Origin of the sequence: Parabacteroides caecihominis (assembly GCF_023656785.1) — a bacterium.
Taxonomy (GTDB): Bacteria; Bacteroidota; Bacteroidia; order Bacteroidales; family Tannerellaceae; genus Parabacteroides; species Parabacteroides segnis.
Genome location: NZ_JAMOKS010000007.1, coordinates 38,198 through 51,803, shown reverse-complemented (window position 1 = coordinate 51,803; position 13,606 = coordinate 38,198). Strand labels below are relative to the sequence as shown.

At 40.1% G+C, this 13,606-nt stretch carries 10 protein-coding genes; 3 read left to right on the top strand and 7 right to left on the bottom strand.

Translation table 11 applies throughout. The features are described 5' to 3' along the window. Nucleotides 1-25: 25 nt before the first annotated feature. Nucleotides 26-706: a tRNA (guanosine(37)-N1)-methyltransferase TrmD gene (gene trmD / locus NBH14_RS07245; protein ID WP_186960797.1), complete on the bottom strand. Its 681-nt coding sequence runs from the start codon at nt 704-706 to the stop codon at nt 26-28. Nucleotides 707-876: 170 nt separating this feature from the next. Between trmD and nrfA the strand changes: the two genes are divergently transcribed. Continuing rightward, nucleotides 877-2,364 carry an ammonia-forming cytochrome c nitrite reductase gene (nrfA, locus tag NBH14_RS07240; protein WP_186960796.1) on the top strand — a complete coding sequence of 496 codons (1,488 nt, stop codon included), beginning with the start codon at nt 877-879 and terminating at the stop codon, nt 2,362-2,364. Here the strand turns inward: nrfA and NBH14_RS07235 are convergent. Continuing rightward, nucleotides 2,336-4,618 (bottom strand): sensor histidine kinase, encoded by a 2,283-nt coding sequence (locus NBH14_RS07235; RefSeq protein ID WP_186960795.1) that lies wholly within the window; start codon nt 4,616-4,618, stop codon nt 2,336-2,338. The genes nrfA and NBH14_RS07235 overlap by 29 nt on opposite strands. Before the next feature lie 279 nt (nt 4,619-4,897). Here NBH14_RS07235 and pheT point away from each other — a divergent pair, with 279 nt between their 5' ends. Next, the gene (pheT, locus tag NBH14_RS07230) at nt 4,898-7,360 is read left to right on the top strand and encodes a phenylalanine--tRNA ligase subunit beta (protein WP_186960794.1); all 2,463 of its coding nucleotides are present in this window, start codon (nt 4,898-4,900) and stop codon (nt 7,358-7,360) included. A gap of 35 nt (nt 7,361-7,395) precedes the next feature. Then, entirely contained in the window at nt 7,396-8,133 is a 738-nt protein-coding gene (locus NBH14_RS07225; RefSeq protein WP_186960793.1) for a YebC/PmpR family DNA-binding transcriptional regulator, read from the top strand. A 248-nt stretch (nt 8,134-8,381) separates the two neighbouring features. Here NBH14_RS07225 and NBH14_RS07220 read toward each other — a convergent pair whose 3' ends face one another. The 5 genes from NBH14_RS07220 to NBH14_RS07200 form a co-directional block, all read right to left on the bottom strand. Continuing rightward, the gene (locus NBH14_RS07220; RefSeq protein ID WP_186960792.1) at nt 8,382-8,786 is read right to left on the bottom strand and encodes a hypothetical protein; all 405 of its coding nucleotides are present in this window, start codon (nt 8,784-8,786) and stop codon (nt 8,382-8,384) included. Nucleotides 8,787-8,797: 11 nt separating this feature from the next. After that, nucleotides 8,798-9,697 (bottom strand): ParB N-terminal domain-containing protein, encoded by a 900-nt coding sequence (locus NBH14_RS07215; protein WP_186960791.1) that lies wholly within the window; start codon nt 9,695-9,697, stop codon nt 8,798-8,800. 278 nt (nt 9,698-9,975) lie between these two features. After that, on the bottom strand, nt 9,976-10,179 hold the full coding sequence (locus NBH14_RS07210; RefSeq protein WP_250817274.1) for a hypothetical protein: 204 nt from the start codon (nt 10,177-10,179) through the stop codon (nt 9,976-9,978). 29 nt (nt 10,180-10,208) lie between these two features. Then, nucleotides 10,209-11,243, bottom strand: coding sequence for a hypothetical protein (locus NBH14_RS07205; protein ID WP_186960790.1), 1,035 nt, complete (start codon nt 11,241-11,243; stop codon nt 10,209-10,211). Next, on the bottom strand, nt 11,243-13,606 hold the full coding sequence (locus tag NBH14_RS07200) for a tail fiber domain-containing protein (protein WP_186960789.1): 2,364 nt from the start codon (nt 13,604-13,606) through the stop codon (nt 11,243-11,245). The genes NBH14_RS07205 and NBH14_RS07200 overlap by 1 nt, the downstream gene beginning before the upstream one ends.

Here is a 13,606-nt window from a genome sequence, read left to right as displayed (position 1 = left end):
ATTTTGTCAAAAAGGTAGTTTCGATTTATTCCCCTTTCAGCAAATCCGGCCGTAGCCGTGCCGTCCGTTCCTGTGCTTGCTGCAACCGCCATTCGTCGATCTTACGCTGGTGGCCGGAGAGAAGCACATCCGGAACTTTCCAACCGTTATAATCAGCCGGGCGTGTATAGACCGGCGGAGCCAGCAGGTTATCCTGGAAAGAATCGGAGAGGGCACTCTGTTCGTCACCGATGGCTCCGGGTATCAGGCGGACAACCGCATCGGTAATAATAGCGGCAGCCAGTTCGCCGCCTGTCAGGACATAGTCGCCTACGGATATTTCCCGGGTGATCAGATGTTCACGGATACGGTAGTCGATCCCTTTATAATGGCCGCATAGAATGATCATGTTATTGAACAGGGACATGCTGTTTGCTATCGGTTGGTTGAATGTTTCCCCGTCGGGAGAGGTGTAAATAATCTCGTCATACTCCCGTTCGCTTTTCAAAGCGGAGATAGCCCGGTCGATCGGTTCGATCTGCATCACCATCCCGGCCTCACCGCCGAAAGGATAATCATCCACACGCCGCCATTTGTTAGTGGTGTAGTCACGCAGGTTATGTAAATGGATTTCAGCCAGTCCCTTGTCCTGTGCTCTTTTTACGATGGAGCAATTAATCATTCCATCGATCATTTCCGGAAGTACGGTCAGTATGTCGATACGCATAGAGGTTCATTTATTTATGCTGCAAAAATACAGCTTTATTTTATAGTTATCAAAATTCTCTTGGTCCATAATATCTTTTTACTACATTTGTGATCTAAATCAAACAGCTCAAAAATCAAAGCTTATTAAAGCTATTTACATATGGATTTTATATAAGCAAATTATATCTGATGAAAAAAACACTAGGTGTAGGGTATTTAAAAGTGTTGCTGGTCGCAACTGTTATAGCCATTTTGATCGTGACTACAGGATATTCTTATGTAAATAGGGGAGAAATCATATTTATCGACAAGGTGGAAAACGGGGGAACCGAAGACCCCCTTCAAGCCAATGAACTGAATCTATCGAATTCCTACGAATATAAGAGCTGGAAGAATACGGCGGATACGACTTTCAAAAGTTTGTATAACGGTAATCAGGCCGAAGACATTCTGGCTATGCGGCCCGAAATGGTAATCTTGTGGGCGGGTTATGGCTTTGCAAAAAGTTATTTGTCTCCGAGGGGACATATGTATGCTATTGAAGATCTTTATCGTAGTTTGCGTACCGGCGCTCCTCGAAAGGCGAACGACGGTCCTCAGCCTGCTTCCTGCTGGGCCTGTAAAAGCCTGGATGTCCCACGGTTGATAGACGAAGTGGGTTCGGATGGGTTCTATAAAAAGAAATGGTACGACTGGGGATCGGAAGTGGTCAATCCTGTCGGTTGCGGCGATTGTCATGATCCGGAGAGTATGGATTTGCGTGTTCCGCGCCAGTTCCTGATCGACGCTCTGAAACGGGAAGGCGATCCCATTGAAGATGCTTCCGACCAGAGGATGCGTTCGCTTGTTTGTGCCCAATGCCATGCGGAATATTATTTTGAAGTGGAGAATAAGGAAGTCGTCCTTCCCTGGGATTCCGGTTATACGGTTGAAGCTATGGAAAACTATTACGATAAGATCGGTTTTTCCGATTATGTCCATAAACTGAGTAAAGCACCTATGTTGAAAGCCCAGCATCCGGATTTTGAACTGGCTCAGATGGGAATCCATGCCCGCCGGGGTGTTTCCTGCGGTGAATGCCACATGCCGTATGTCGAGGAAGAGGTTCGTTCCTATAATAATCATCATATCCAAAGCCCGCTGGCAATGATCGAAAAAACTTGCCAGACCTGTCATCATGAAAGTGCGGAAGTGCTTCGTCAGGACGTATATACCCGGCAGAACAAAGCCGTGGAACTGCGTAATAAATTGGAAAAGGAATTGGCGAAAGCACATATCGAAGCGAAGTTTGCCTGGGATAGGGGAGCGGCGGATAACCAGATGGAGCCCGTGCTCAAACTGCTGCGTCAGGCCCAGTGGCGTTGGGATTTTGCTATCGCTTCCCATGGCGCTGCCTTCCATGCTCCCCAAGAAGTACAACGTATTTTAGGAGACGGCCTGTATAAAACGATGCAGGCCCGCCTGGTCATAAAAGACGTACTGAACAAACACGGTTATAATCAAGAAGTACCCATGCCCGATATCTCAACCAAGGAGAAGGCACAGAAATATATAGGTCTGGATATGAAATCAGAACTGGCTGCCAAAGATGAATTTCTGAAAACCGTTATACCGGAATGGACTAAAGAGGCAAAAGCCAATAAACGTTTTATTGAGGAGTATAAGGTAGCGAGATAGTAAACTTGCTGCCTTTCCCTTCTTCCGAATCCAACAGGATGGTTCCTTTAAACGTTTTTATAATGCTCAGGCTGATTGCCAGTCCGAGACCGGTTCCTTTGGCAAACTCATCCAGTTTCTGGAAGCGTTCGAATACTTGCTTTATCTTATCTTTAGGAATACCTTTTCCTGTATCTTCGACTGACAGCAGGATATGTTCGGTATCGTATTCGTATTTGACTTTGATATATCCGTGAGTAGTAAATTTTGTCGCATTGTTTATGAAATTAGTAACTACCTGGGTCAGTCTGAATCGGTCGGTATAGATAATGGCCGGGATCTCCGGAACTTCTTTGATCAATTCTACTCCCTGAGGCATCAGTACGCGATGTGTATTAAAAATATCTTCCACCAATTGATTCAGATCGCAGTCTGCATAGGTAAAGGAGATCTGTCCGGATTCGATGCGCGACAGGTCGAGAATGTCGCTGATCAGTTTCAGAAGCAAGTCGTTATTCGTGTTTATCAGGCCGATAAACTCATTTTTTTCATCCTGCTCCAGTTCCATATCCGAACTCAGCAGTTGGGAGAAGCCGACGATGGCGTTGAGCGGTGTGCGTATCTCATGGCTCATATTGGCCAGGAAGGCCGATTTCATCTTATCGGATTCTTCCGCCTTTTTCAGGGCCTTGGTCAGATTGATTTCTGTTTCCTTGATTTGCTGGATATTGAGGCAGAGGCCGTTTACTTCAACGGAATTATCAGTGCCGTCGGTGTTTGTATTGGTGTTTTGGGCATACCGGAATTCCCACCATTGGTGTCCTTTCCCATTGAAATCATACCTTCTTCTGGTGATTTGCCGGGATGGAAAACCATGGTCTAGTTTGTATCTGTTCAGTTCGAAATCAGATTGCTCATTCTCATGAATGGCATTACTGAAACTTATTGCACTGATCGGTTTTTCAGGCATATCCAGATAATGGTAAAATTCTTTATCAAAATAGAAGGTTCCGTTTTTATACCGGAACGTGAAGATGTTACCACTTTCCAAAGCGAAAGAGAGGAACTCTTTCTCATGTTTCAGGTTTTCCTGCACCTCTTTTTTATGGGTAGCTTCTCTTTTATACAACATTCGCTGGTAAATGATAATGATTATCAGTATGATTCCCAGCAGAACTGCTATACATATAATATAAAACTGATAACGGATATAAAAGGGGATATTTACAATCTCGCTGTCTACCGGAAGTTTATTGAGGCTGATCCCCCATTGGTCGAGTATTTTATAATCGAATATGTACTTTTTATCTGCCTCCGTAATTTGCGGAAAGTTGCTTACCGGAGTTCCGTCCAGTATATCGGCAATACGGTTGGCTGCCAGTATTGTCTGTTCCTGCTGTGTCGTGACATATCCTCCGACTACGCCATAATTGTAACCGACCATTTCGTTGAGGACCGAGAAACCGGGGAAAGAACTGAAACGTCCCAAAGAAAGAGTCAGGTAGTCCCTTTTGATTGCCAGATAGGCCTTATTATAATAGTTCTCGCCCAATCCTTTGATCAGTGACCGGGTAGATTTTCCGTTGATCGTGCTTATGTACATGGCGTCCGGTATTATCTTCTTTTCTTTGGGGATGGAGGTGCCTCGTTTTCCGGATAAGCGTATTCTGTCCGGGGAGAAAATATTGTTCGCTTTGCAGATGTCTTTGATTTGTTCGTCCATATCGGCCAAAATGATTTTGTCTGCATAGATATCGTCGGTAACCCGCACGACAATACATTTGCCTATGAGTTGTTCTATCAGCTCTACATTGGTTTTATAATCCGGTTTGTCGTGAAAGCCTGTTATGTTGGGCAACTTTTGAATGAAAGGCTCGTTCGGATAGTTTGCTCCGGTGAAGACTATCGGGGTCGTTTTAACGGAAGGATGGTCGCAGGTCAGTAAGGCGTTCAGGGCTGGGTCATCGCAAGTCAGGATTACATCAGGGGTCCAGGATGACAAAGTATTCAGTTCTTCATAGATGGTCAGCTTCTGCTTCTTCTCCGTTTTTTTAGTACAATCCAGATAAAGGGTATGGACTTCCGCATGTATGTCCCTTTTCCGTAATTGTTCTGCAAAGATATTTTTCATTTTCTTATATGCCGGGAGACCGGTTTCGTAAGACTGGATGATTAATATGTGTTTATGAGGCGTCGTCTGGTTGCATGAACCATTTAGAATACAAAATAGGACAAGTATGAGTATATATTGCACTGATAGAATCTTGTTAGACATTACATTATGAATGATTAAGTAAATATTTTATCCCTAGTGTGTTTGTATTTTTTGATATTCAGTAAGAATTACGCCTCTAAATTAGGCTGAATTTTTATATTGGACAAAGATTTGGAAATGAAATAACCGTTGATTAATAAGATTTTTTGGCTTGTGGTAAGAATAAAGTCCGCACACTCGTTGAATAATTATTCTATTATTAGTACTTTTGCCAGTCAAATTGCCGCTGGCGGGGAATCTCGCGGACGCATAAAAATTGATTGAATAAATTTTAGAACAATGAATATATCTTACAACTGGCTGAAAGAGTATCTTGATTTCGACTTGCAGCCCGAAGAAGTATCAGCAGCACTAACCTCTATCGGTTTGGAAACCGGGGGAGTAGAAGAAGTTCAAACGATCAAAGGTGGACTGGAAGGACTGGTTATCGGCGAAGTTCTGACTTGTGTGGAACATCCGAATTCTGACCATTTGCATATCACGACGGTGAATGTCGGTGGAGAAGAACCTTTACAAATCGTTTGTGGTGCGCCCAATGTCGCAGCAGGCCAGAAAGTGGTTGTTGCTGTGAACGGTACGAAACTCTATGACGGTGACGAAGTCTTTACCATTAAAAGATCAAAAATCCGTGGCGTTGAGTCGAACGGTATGATCTGTGCGGAAGATGAGATCGGTATCGGAACAGACCATGCCGGCATTATCGTGCTTCCGGCTGATGCGGTTGTAGGAACTCCTGCCAAGGAATATTATAATGTAAAGAGCGACTATGTGCTGGAAGTGGATATCACTCCGAACCGTGTGGATGGAACCTCCCATTTCGGTGTTGCCCGCGACCTGGCTGCTTACCTGAAACAGAACGGTAAGCCGACGGAACTGAAACGTCCGTCTGTCGACGCATTCAAGATCGACGATGAAACTCCGGCTATCGAAGTGATCGTTGAAAATACGGAAGCATGCCCCCGTTACTCCGGCGTTACCATCAAGGGCGTAACAGTGAAAGAAAGTCCGGAATGGTTAAAGAACCGTCTGAATATAATCGGTTTGCGTCCTATCAATAACGTAGTGGACGTAACCAACTATGTATTGCATGAAATGGGACAGCCTCTGCATTCATTCGATGCAGGTAAGGTTACAGGCGATAAAGTGATCGTGAAGACGATGCCGGAAGGTACCAAGTTCGTCACCCTGGATGGTGTTGAACGTACGTTGACCGACCGTGACCTGATGATCTGCAATACGAAAGATGCAATGTGTATCGGTGGTGTGTTCGGCGGCCTGGATTCGGGTGTGACGGAGCAGACTACGGATGTATTCCTTGAATCGGCTTGTTTCCATCCGACATGGATTCGTAAGACAGCCCGTCGTTTCGGTTTGAATACCGATGCTTCTTTCCGCTTCGAACGTGGTCTGGATGCGAACAATACAATCTATGTATTGAAACGTGCCGCTCTGTTGATCCAGGAAGTAGCCGGCGGTAAGATTACCGGATCTATCCAGGATGTTTATCCGAATCCGGTACAGCCTTATACGGTAGAACTGACTTACAACAAGATCAACAGTCTGATCGGTAAGGACATTCCGGTAGAGACAGTTAAGAGTATTCTGGCCAGCCTGGAGATGGAAATCGTTTCGGAAACAACCGAAGGCTTGACCATCCATGTGCCGGTTTACCGTATCGACGTACAGCGTGATGTCGATGTAATTGAAGATATCCTCCGTATCTACGGATATAATAATATAGAGTTCAGCGACAGTGTAAAATCGAACCTGAGCTACAAGACAGCTACCGACCGTGGCTACGATCTGCAAAACCTGATCTCTGAACAGCTTTGCGGTTCAGGTTTCAATGAGATCATGAACAATTCGCTGACACGTTCCGCTTATTACGATGAACTGACTACTTATCCGGTTTCTCATTGCGTTATGCTGATGAACCCGTTGAGTGCAGACCTGAACGGCATGCGTCAGACATTGTTGTTCGGCGGTCTGGAAAGCATCGAACATAATGCGAAACGTAAGAACGGCAATATCCGTTTCTTCGAATTCGGCAACTGCTACGATTATAATGTAGAGAAGAAGCGTGAAGACGCTACACTGGCCGAATTCTCGGAAGACTATCGCCTGGGATTATGGGTTTGCGGCGACCGTGTGGAAAACAGTTGGGCGCATGCAGATGAAAAGGCTACCGTGTATGAACTGAAAGCCTATGTGGAAAATATCCTTATCCGTCTGGGCGTGAATTTGAAGAAGGTTGTCTTCGGAAACCTGAGCAATGATATTTATTCAACAGGCGTAAGTCTTACAACAACTTCGGGCCGCGAACTGGGTACGTTCGGTATCGTAAACCGTAAGATCTGCAAGGCTATGGATATTGATTTCGAGGTATATTATGCTGAGTTGTCCTGGACATTGCTGATGAAGGAGACAAAGAAGAATAAGGTGACATTCTCCGAGATCTCTAAATTCCCGGCAGTAAAACGTGACCTGGCCTTGTTGCTGGACAAGTCCGTTCAGTTTGCTGAGATCGAAAAGATTGCCGAAGAAAGCGAACGCAAACTGTTGAAGGAGGTTTCCCTGTTCGACGTTTACGAAGGCAAAAACCTGCCGGCCGGAAAGAAATCGTATGCCGTAAGTTTCTACCTGCAAGATGAAACGAAGACATTGAACGACAAACAGATCGACGCGATCATGCAGAAGATCCGCAAGAATCTGGAAAGCAAACTGGGTGCATCATTGAGATAAGACAAAAGTTTATAATAATATAATACAGATATAATATGGGAAGAGCGTTTGAGTTCCGTAAAGCAAGAAAATTTAAACGTTGGGGTAATATGGCCCGCGTATTCACAAAACTGGGTAAGGAAATCACTATTGCTGCGAAAGCAGGCGGTCCTGATCCGGAGAATAACCCCCATTTGCGTGCATTGATGCAGAATGCAAAGAAGGAGAATATGCCGAAAGAAAATGTGGAACGTGCCATTAAGCGTGCTGTAGAAAAAGATTTCTCCGGTTATAAGGAGATGACTTATGAAGGTTACGGCCCGTTCGGTATTGCTATCTTCGTGGAAACAGCGACCGATAATACAACCCGTACGGTTGCCAATGTGCGCAGTTATTTCAATAAGCACGGTGGCTCACTGGGTACAAGCGGTAGCCTTGAATTCCTGTTCGATCATAAATGTGTATTCCATATCAACAAGAAAGATGGTATTTCGTTGGAAGACCTGGAACTGGAACTGATCGATTATGGAGTGGATGAAGTAGACGAAGACGAAGAAGATATAATTATCTACGGCGAATTCGCCCAGAACTCCGCTATCCAGAAATATCTTGAAGAGAACGGTTACGAAATCACAAGTAGCGAGTTTGTTCGTATCCCGAACGATCTGAAAGAAGTGACAGCCGAACAGCGTGAAGCATTGGATAAGCTGATTGAAAAGCTGGAAGAAGATGACGACGTACAGAATGTATTCCATAATATGAAGGAAGATGGAATTGATGACAATGAAGAATAGTCTGTGTATTAGCCTTTTATGAATTTGTATACGGATTTATTTAATATAGATTAACAAAAGGGAGTGCATTTGTACTTCCTTTTTATTTTTCTGATAGAGGAATTTGAGACTTTAGAAAGTTACCAGCTGCGAAAAGTTGGGGGGAGTGTGGTTACTTTCATTTTGTCTCTAAAATATTACCCCATACCCCTAAAAAGAAGAAAGCCCAGCTACCACTAGGATAACTGGACTTAAGAATTAAATAGAGCTTATTTATTTAAGAATCGTTCTATAGTACCATCTTTCTGCTGTTTCAGTATTCTTTTAGACATCTTATCTGGATCTAACTTAGTATAGGCTATAAACAAATCTTCTAATAGGTCTGTATTATGAATCCATACTTTATATAAGTCTTTCATTTTATCGTCTATTGCTAGCTCTTTATCTTCTAATTGGCAATATAAAGCAGCATTAGATATAAAAATGATCTCCTGTACATCTTCTACACTAGTTATATTTCTACTGGTAAATTCTTCTCCTAATGTGTCTTTACTAATAATAAAGCCAAAGTGCTCTAATACACTCCTTTTATCCAAAGCATAAAATTCTTCTAAAGAATCTACTTGTATATCACCCAGTTTAAAAGATAATTTAAAATTGTTAGGTATCTGCATAATATTGATTATTAATGTAATTCTATAACTTCATCGAATAGATCACTAAAATTATCAGCCTTGCATTCATCCATCAATTTCTTTGCCTTTTCATCAGTCATAGATTCTTTTACACATTCTAAGATCTGATCCACTTTATATTCACTTCTAACCCATTTAGCAATCCAATCAATAAAGAATCTACTAGATAAGAAAGTATGTGTAAAACCAACTTCTTTTCCTGTCTGTATTATCTTCTCTGCTCTATTTACATTACTTTCATTAGGTAATTTCTTATTAGGATTATTTGCCATCCTATAAAGATAGTCCTTATTAATAGCAGTGCTCAAAGTGAGATACTTAGATAATACAGATAGTCCATAACCATTATTGGGCAAATTATCAGATTGTTCACCATCTTTAGTTCTTGTATGTCTTAGCTGCATATACTGATCTATAAATGCTAATCCTTTATCTTCTGGTCTTAATTTTGCCAGTACAGAAATATAATTATCATTCTTCCAGTTAATAGCAGTAGTATTAATTTCCATTATTAAAGTAGATACGGCTACTTCTCTATTAAGCGGATACATCAGCCAAATATCATAATACTTATCTTTCTTATTCAGTTCTTTAATAGCTGCATATCTATGCTGTCCATCTAAGATCACTAAATAGTTCTTTGCATTTTCAGCATTTACTTCATCAGTAGGATTATTGGCATCATAAACAGTAATACCTTTTTCTATAACATCTTTAGCATCTATTACTGTTATAGGTGATAATAAACCAAATTCTTCAATAGACTTCTTTTTAGAATTAACTATACTTCTATTGATCTGTCTATTTATATTGGTAAAAGCCAATATCTTTCCACTACCTTCTAATGTGAATAACTTTTCTTCTTTCTTCTCTAACTTTTGATCTGTCATAACAATTGTATTTATTGATTAAACTGGCGGCAATGTAGGTATAAAATGAAATGAAACTTATTCAATTAAATATCTTTGCACGAGTGTTTATCTAATAGATGTTTAATATAATGAAGATATGATTTTCAAGGATATACAGTAGTATGATAATGGTGTAAAAAATGTATCTATTTATTAACATCAAAAGGCTTAAAATATCTATAATTGGAGTATTTTCCTTTTAAATGGTTAATACAGAAAAAGCCCGTCTACCATATAAAGGCAAACAGGCTTGTGTTCTACTTCTTATTCATCTTAAATTTGTAATGGTAATCTACTCCAAATAGTGCCCCAGCAAATGTACAGACTTCTCCAAAGGCAGTTAATACACTACCGTGGATTATTCCTACAGGTGGTACACAGAAGCCTGCTATAAGTAATCCTATTCCTAAAACTACTAATACACAAGCTACTATCAATTGTACTATTAAGTACTTATTCATTGTTCAATTTACTACTATATTATCTATTCCTATTGTTCTTGTAGAATACCAGTTCTTGCTTGTATCTGACCATCTGCATACAGGAAGCATCGTAGACCAGCTGTTGACGCTACGTTAACGGTAATATTGCCTTCCCAACTATAAGATGTTTCTGCTCCTATTGTATAACTACTTGCAATTGTAGCTGATGCAACCATTTGAGACGTCGATTCCGCTGTTTTATGAATTTGTATCGCAATATTATTAGCCGTTCCACCTCTGTAAACGTCACCGATAGAACTGATTGTCACATTATAATGTACTCTATTAGTAGTACCTTGAACCTTCTTACAATTAAGGCTAAAGAAATATTTCTCTGAACCAGCTGGCTTATCTCCTGTCAAAGTCAATGTGTAGGGATTTGGATTATCATTTGTTGAAGTGACTGCATAAAATAAATCGCTAGCATTACCTGTATGTATTCCATTTATTGTTTTACTCACGTTCGTATAAAAATCATAAGCGGTTACATCTCCTTTCCAGTTATTAATATTATTAATTTTACTCCATTCAATTTTGTCAGTACACCAAGCTATTTCTCCTTTAGAGTTCTTCATATAAATACCTCTTTTTAAGCCTGCTGGATATATATCATTATAACCTATGGCTGTCGTTGTGCCAATTGATGTTATACCAGCTAAGCCGGTAACCGCCGTACCACCATTGTTTATCATTTTGTTTGACATAGGGTGTGCTGGTAGTGGTGCATTATGATCGTAATTTCTAAAATCACCTAAGCGAAAAGGTGAAGCAGAACCGCCTGTAGGCTTATTATATGTATATGTACCACTAGAATCTATTCTATTTATTAAGACTGTAATTTCATTTGATTGAGTTAAATTAATCCCATAATTTCTACCTTTAAGGATAACTTCATCAATTGTTGTCCCATTATAATTTATAGGCTTCCATTTACTCCAATGATTTATATTAGTTGATTTACAAAGAGTTCCTAAATCATAACTTGCATCACCTAAACAGTTATGCACATCTATTATGCCTATATTTTTTGCAGGAAGTATCATTATTTATTCAGTTGTTTTAATTCAGTTATTTGTTTTGATAAATCTTGTATACAATCAATCAATAATGGTATAATCTTTACATAATCAATTGATTTGTATGTTGTACCTCCATCTTTATATTGATCGTGTACAATATCTGGTATCAACTTTTCAACATCTTGGGCAATTAAGCCGTATTGACGATTTTCTGTATCCTTAAATGAATCAAGTTCTATTGCTTTGCTATTCCACCTATATTGAACTGGTTCTAATTGATTAATCAGATTTAAAGAATTGGTTAATGGCTTTATATCCTTCTTTAAACGTTTATCAGATGACGCATAGGCAGTAACACTACCGTATGCAAGAATATTCCCCTTATCAAACTCTACGTGTTGACCGTATGAGTTCCTTGCCATTATTAGAAATTTATGACTTGATTGAATTATACCACCAACATCATTCACATTGGTTGCTGCTAAATATGTATTATATGCTGAGTTTGACTTACGTACAACTTTAACACTTGAATAATCACTATAATTAATCGTTAAAGCACCTGTCAGCGTTCCACCTCCAAGCGGTAAGTAAGAATGTGTATGATTGGCTAATGAAACAGATGAACTCCCATTATATGCAATCACATCACCATTTGCTCTAATTGAATTAGTTGTACTTATTAATCCAGATGCAGTAATTGATCCCACACCTGTCATATTCCCACTAATATTAGATGTCCCGTTGAAAGATTGTCCCCAGATATTGCGTGCAGTCTGTAATTTCGTTGCAGACGCTACATTATCCACAGTTGTAGCCAGTTGCCTGGAAACCCAGGTCGCTTCAGTTGTATTACCCTTTGGTCCGCTCATAATAAAAGCCATAGGTATAGCTGTCTTTGATATGCCTATGGCAGTCACATAAGGTACATCTGAACCTGTATAAGTATCCATAAGGATAAAGTCTTTATAGTTCGTATTGCCATTAGTATTAGTATTCATCATATTGAATCTAACTTTACCACTGGTAACATAAGATGGAGCCTGTTTGCCTCCATTACCTGTATATACACCGCTAATACGATTTACAGAACCATTAAGCGTAACATTAGCGGAACCATTAATACTGACTGATCCAGAAACATCATTCCCTAATGTCAATGTTCTAGCAGTACCCCAATTAGCCGTAGTTATATTTGCTGTACCATCAAATGAAGTTCCATTAATAGTTCGTGCAGTTGTTAATTTTACTGCTGAATTAGCTGCACCTCCAACAGTTGAAGAACCTGCATAATTATGTGTATGACTTGACAGTGAGAAACTACTTCCTTTTGTTGCTGTAATAGTATTACCATTTTGGCTAATGGCTGTAATTGCATTACCTGTACCTGTAGTAGTTACTGTTGAGGCATAATTCCCGTGAGTATGACTTGCAGCTGCTGCCCCAATATTTGAATAATTAATATTAAATGATTTTGCAGCACTACCATCATATGCACCTTGCGAAGTTCCATTTAAAGAGATAGTAAGGCTATAAGGACTTTTTAAAGAAGTTGGAATAGCTGGTTTATTAGATAAGTCATTGTATGATCCAGATATAGCTACCGTAGCAAATGAAGGCTTATTCTTTATAATACTCCAATCTACTTCTGTTATACCACCAGCATTAACATCTACTGTGCCGTCTTCCCTGATAGAAAGGTTATTACCAATTTTAATACAACCTAAGGCACTTGTAGATGCTATAGGAAATGATTCTTTATAATCCCCAGTTGCATAAGCTACTACATCAGCCAGTCCTAATATAGTTTTAGTAAAAGTCTTTTGTCCTGTTATTGTTTGATCTGTATTAATAGTTACACCTATGAAATCAGATATGTCCTGTATTTTATGTGTATGTGCAAAATCTGTTATATCAACCTTTAAATGTTTATGTGCAGAAGGTATAAATGTGGCTGGTTTATTATTTACCAAATCCCAATTAGTTGGGAATACTGTCGGTTTGCCTGTTATCTGTCCCCAAGTTGAGGCGTATGTAGATGGTTTGTCTGTAAGATCATTCCAACTACTTACACCACCAGCATTAGCATTTACCGTGCCATCTTCTGTAATGGTCAAATTCTCACCTATTTTAATACAACCTAAAGCATCAGTAGAGGCAATAGGTAGCTTAAAATCTCCTGCCTCTGGATTTGTCTGGTAAGCTACTATATCACCTGTTGCACCTACAGAACCGTCTATTATTTGGCTGATTTGTCCTTTTAGCTTTACAAAGTTAGATGTATCTATATTAGTTCCACTACCATTTAAAGAGTAGGATACACCAGTATTATATTGGGTGTACTTACTTCTGGGTGTAGCTGGTATTCTATTGCTAATTATATCCAT

Excerpts from the sequence above, each read along its gene's own strand:
- trmD (WP_186960797.1), bottom strand. The coding sequence starts at position 706 with ATGCGTATCGACATACTGACCGTACTTCCGGAAATGATCGATGGAATG.
- nrfA (WP_186960796.1), top strand. The coding sequence starts at position 877 with ATGAAAAAAACACTAGGTGTAGGGTATTTAAAAGTGTTGCTGGTCGCA.
- NBH14_RS07235 (WP_186960795.1), bottom strand. The coding sequence starts at position 4,618 with ATGTCTAACAAGATTCTATCAGTGCAATATATACTCATACTTGTCCTA.
- pheT (WP_186960794.1), top strand. The coding sequence starts at position 4,898 with ATGAATATATCTTACAACTGGCTGAAAGAGTATCTTGATTTCGACTTG.
- NBH14_RS07225 (WP_186960793.1), top strand. The coding sequence starts at position 7,396 with ATGGGAAGAGCGTTTGAGTTCCGTAAAGCAAGAAAATTTAAACGTTGG.
- NBH14_RS07220 (WP_186960792.1), bottom strand. The coding sequence starts at position 8,786 with ATGCAGATACCTAACAATTTTAAATTATCTTTTAAACTGGGTGATATA.
- NBH14_RS07215 (WP_186960791.1), bottom strand. The coding sequence starts at position 9,697 with ATGACAGATCAAAAGTTAGAGAAGAAAGAAGAAAAGTTATTCACATTA.
- NBH14_RS07210 (WP_250817274.1), bottom strand. The coding sequence starts at position 10,179 with ATGAATAAGTACTTAATAGTACAATTGATAGTAGCTTGTGTATTAGTA.
- NBH14_RS07205 (WP_186960790.1), bottom strand. The coding sequence starts at position 11,243 with ATGATACTTCCTGCAAAAAATATAGGCATAATAGATGTGCATAACTGT.
- NBH14_RS07200 (WP_186960789.1), bottom strand. The coding sequence starts at position 13,606 with ATGGATATAATTAGCAATAGAATACCAGCTACACCCAGAAGTAAGTAC.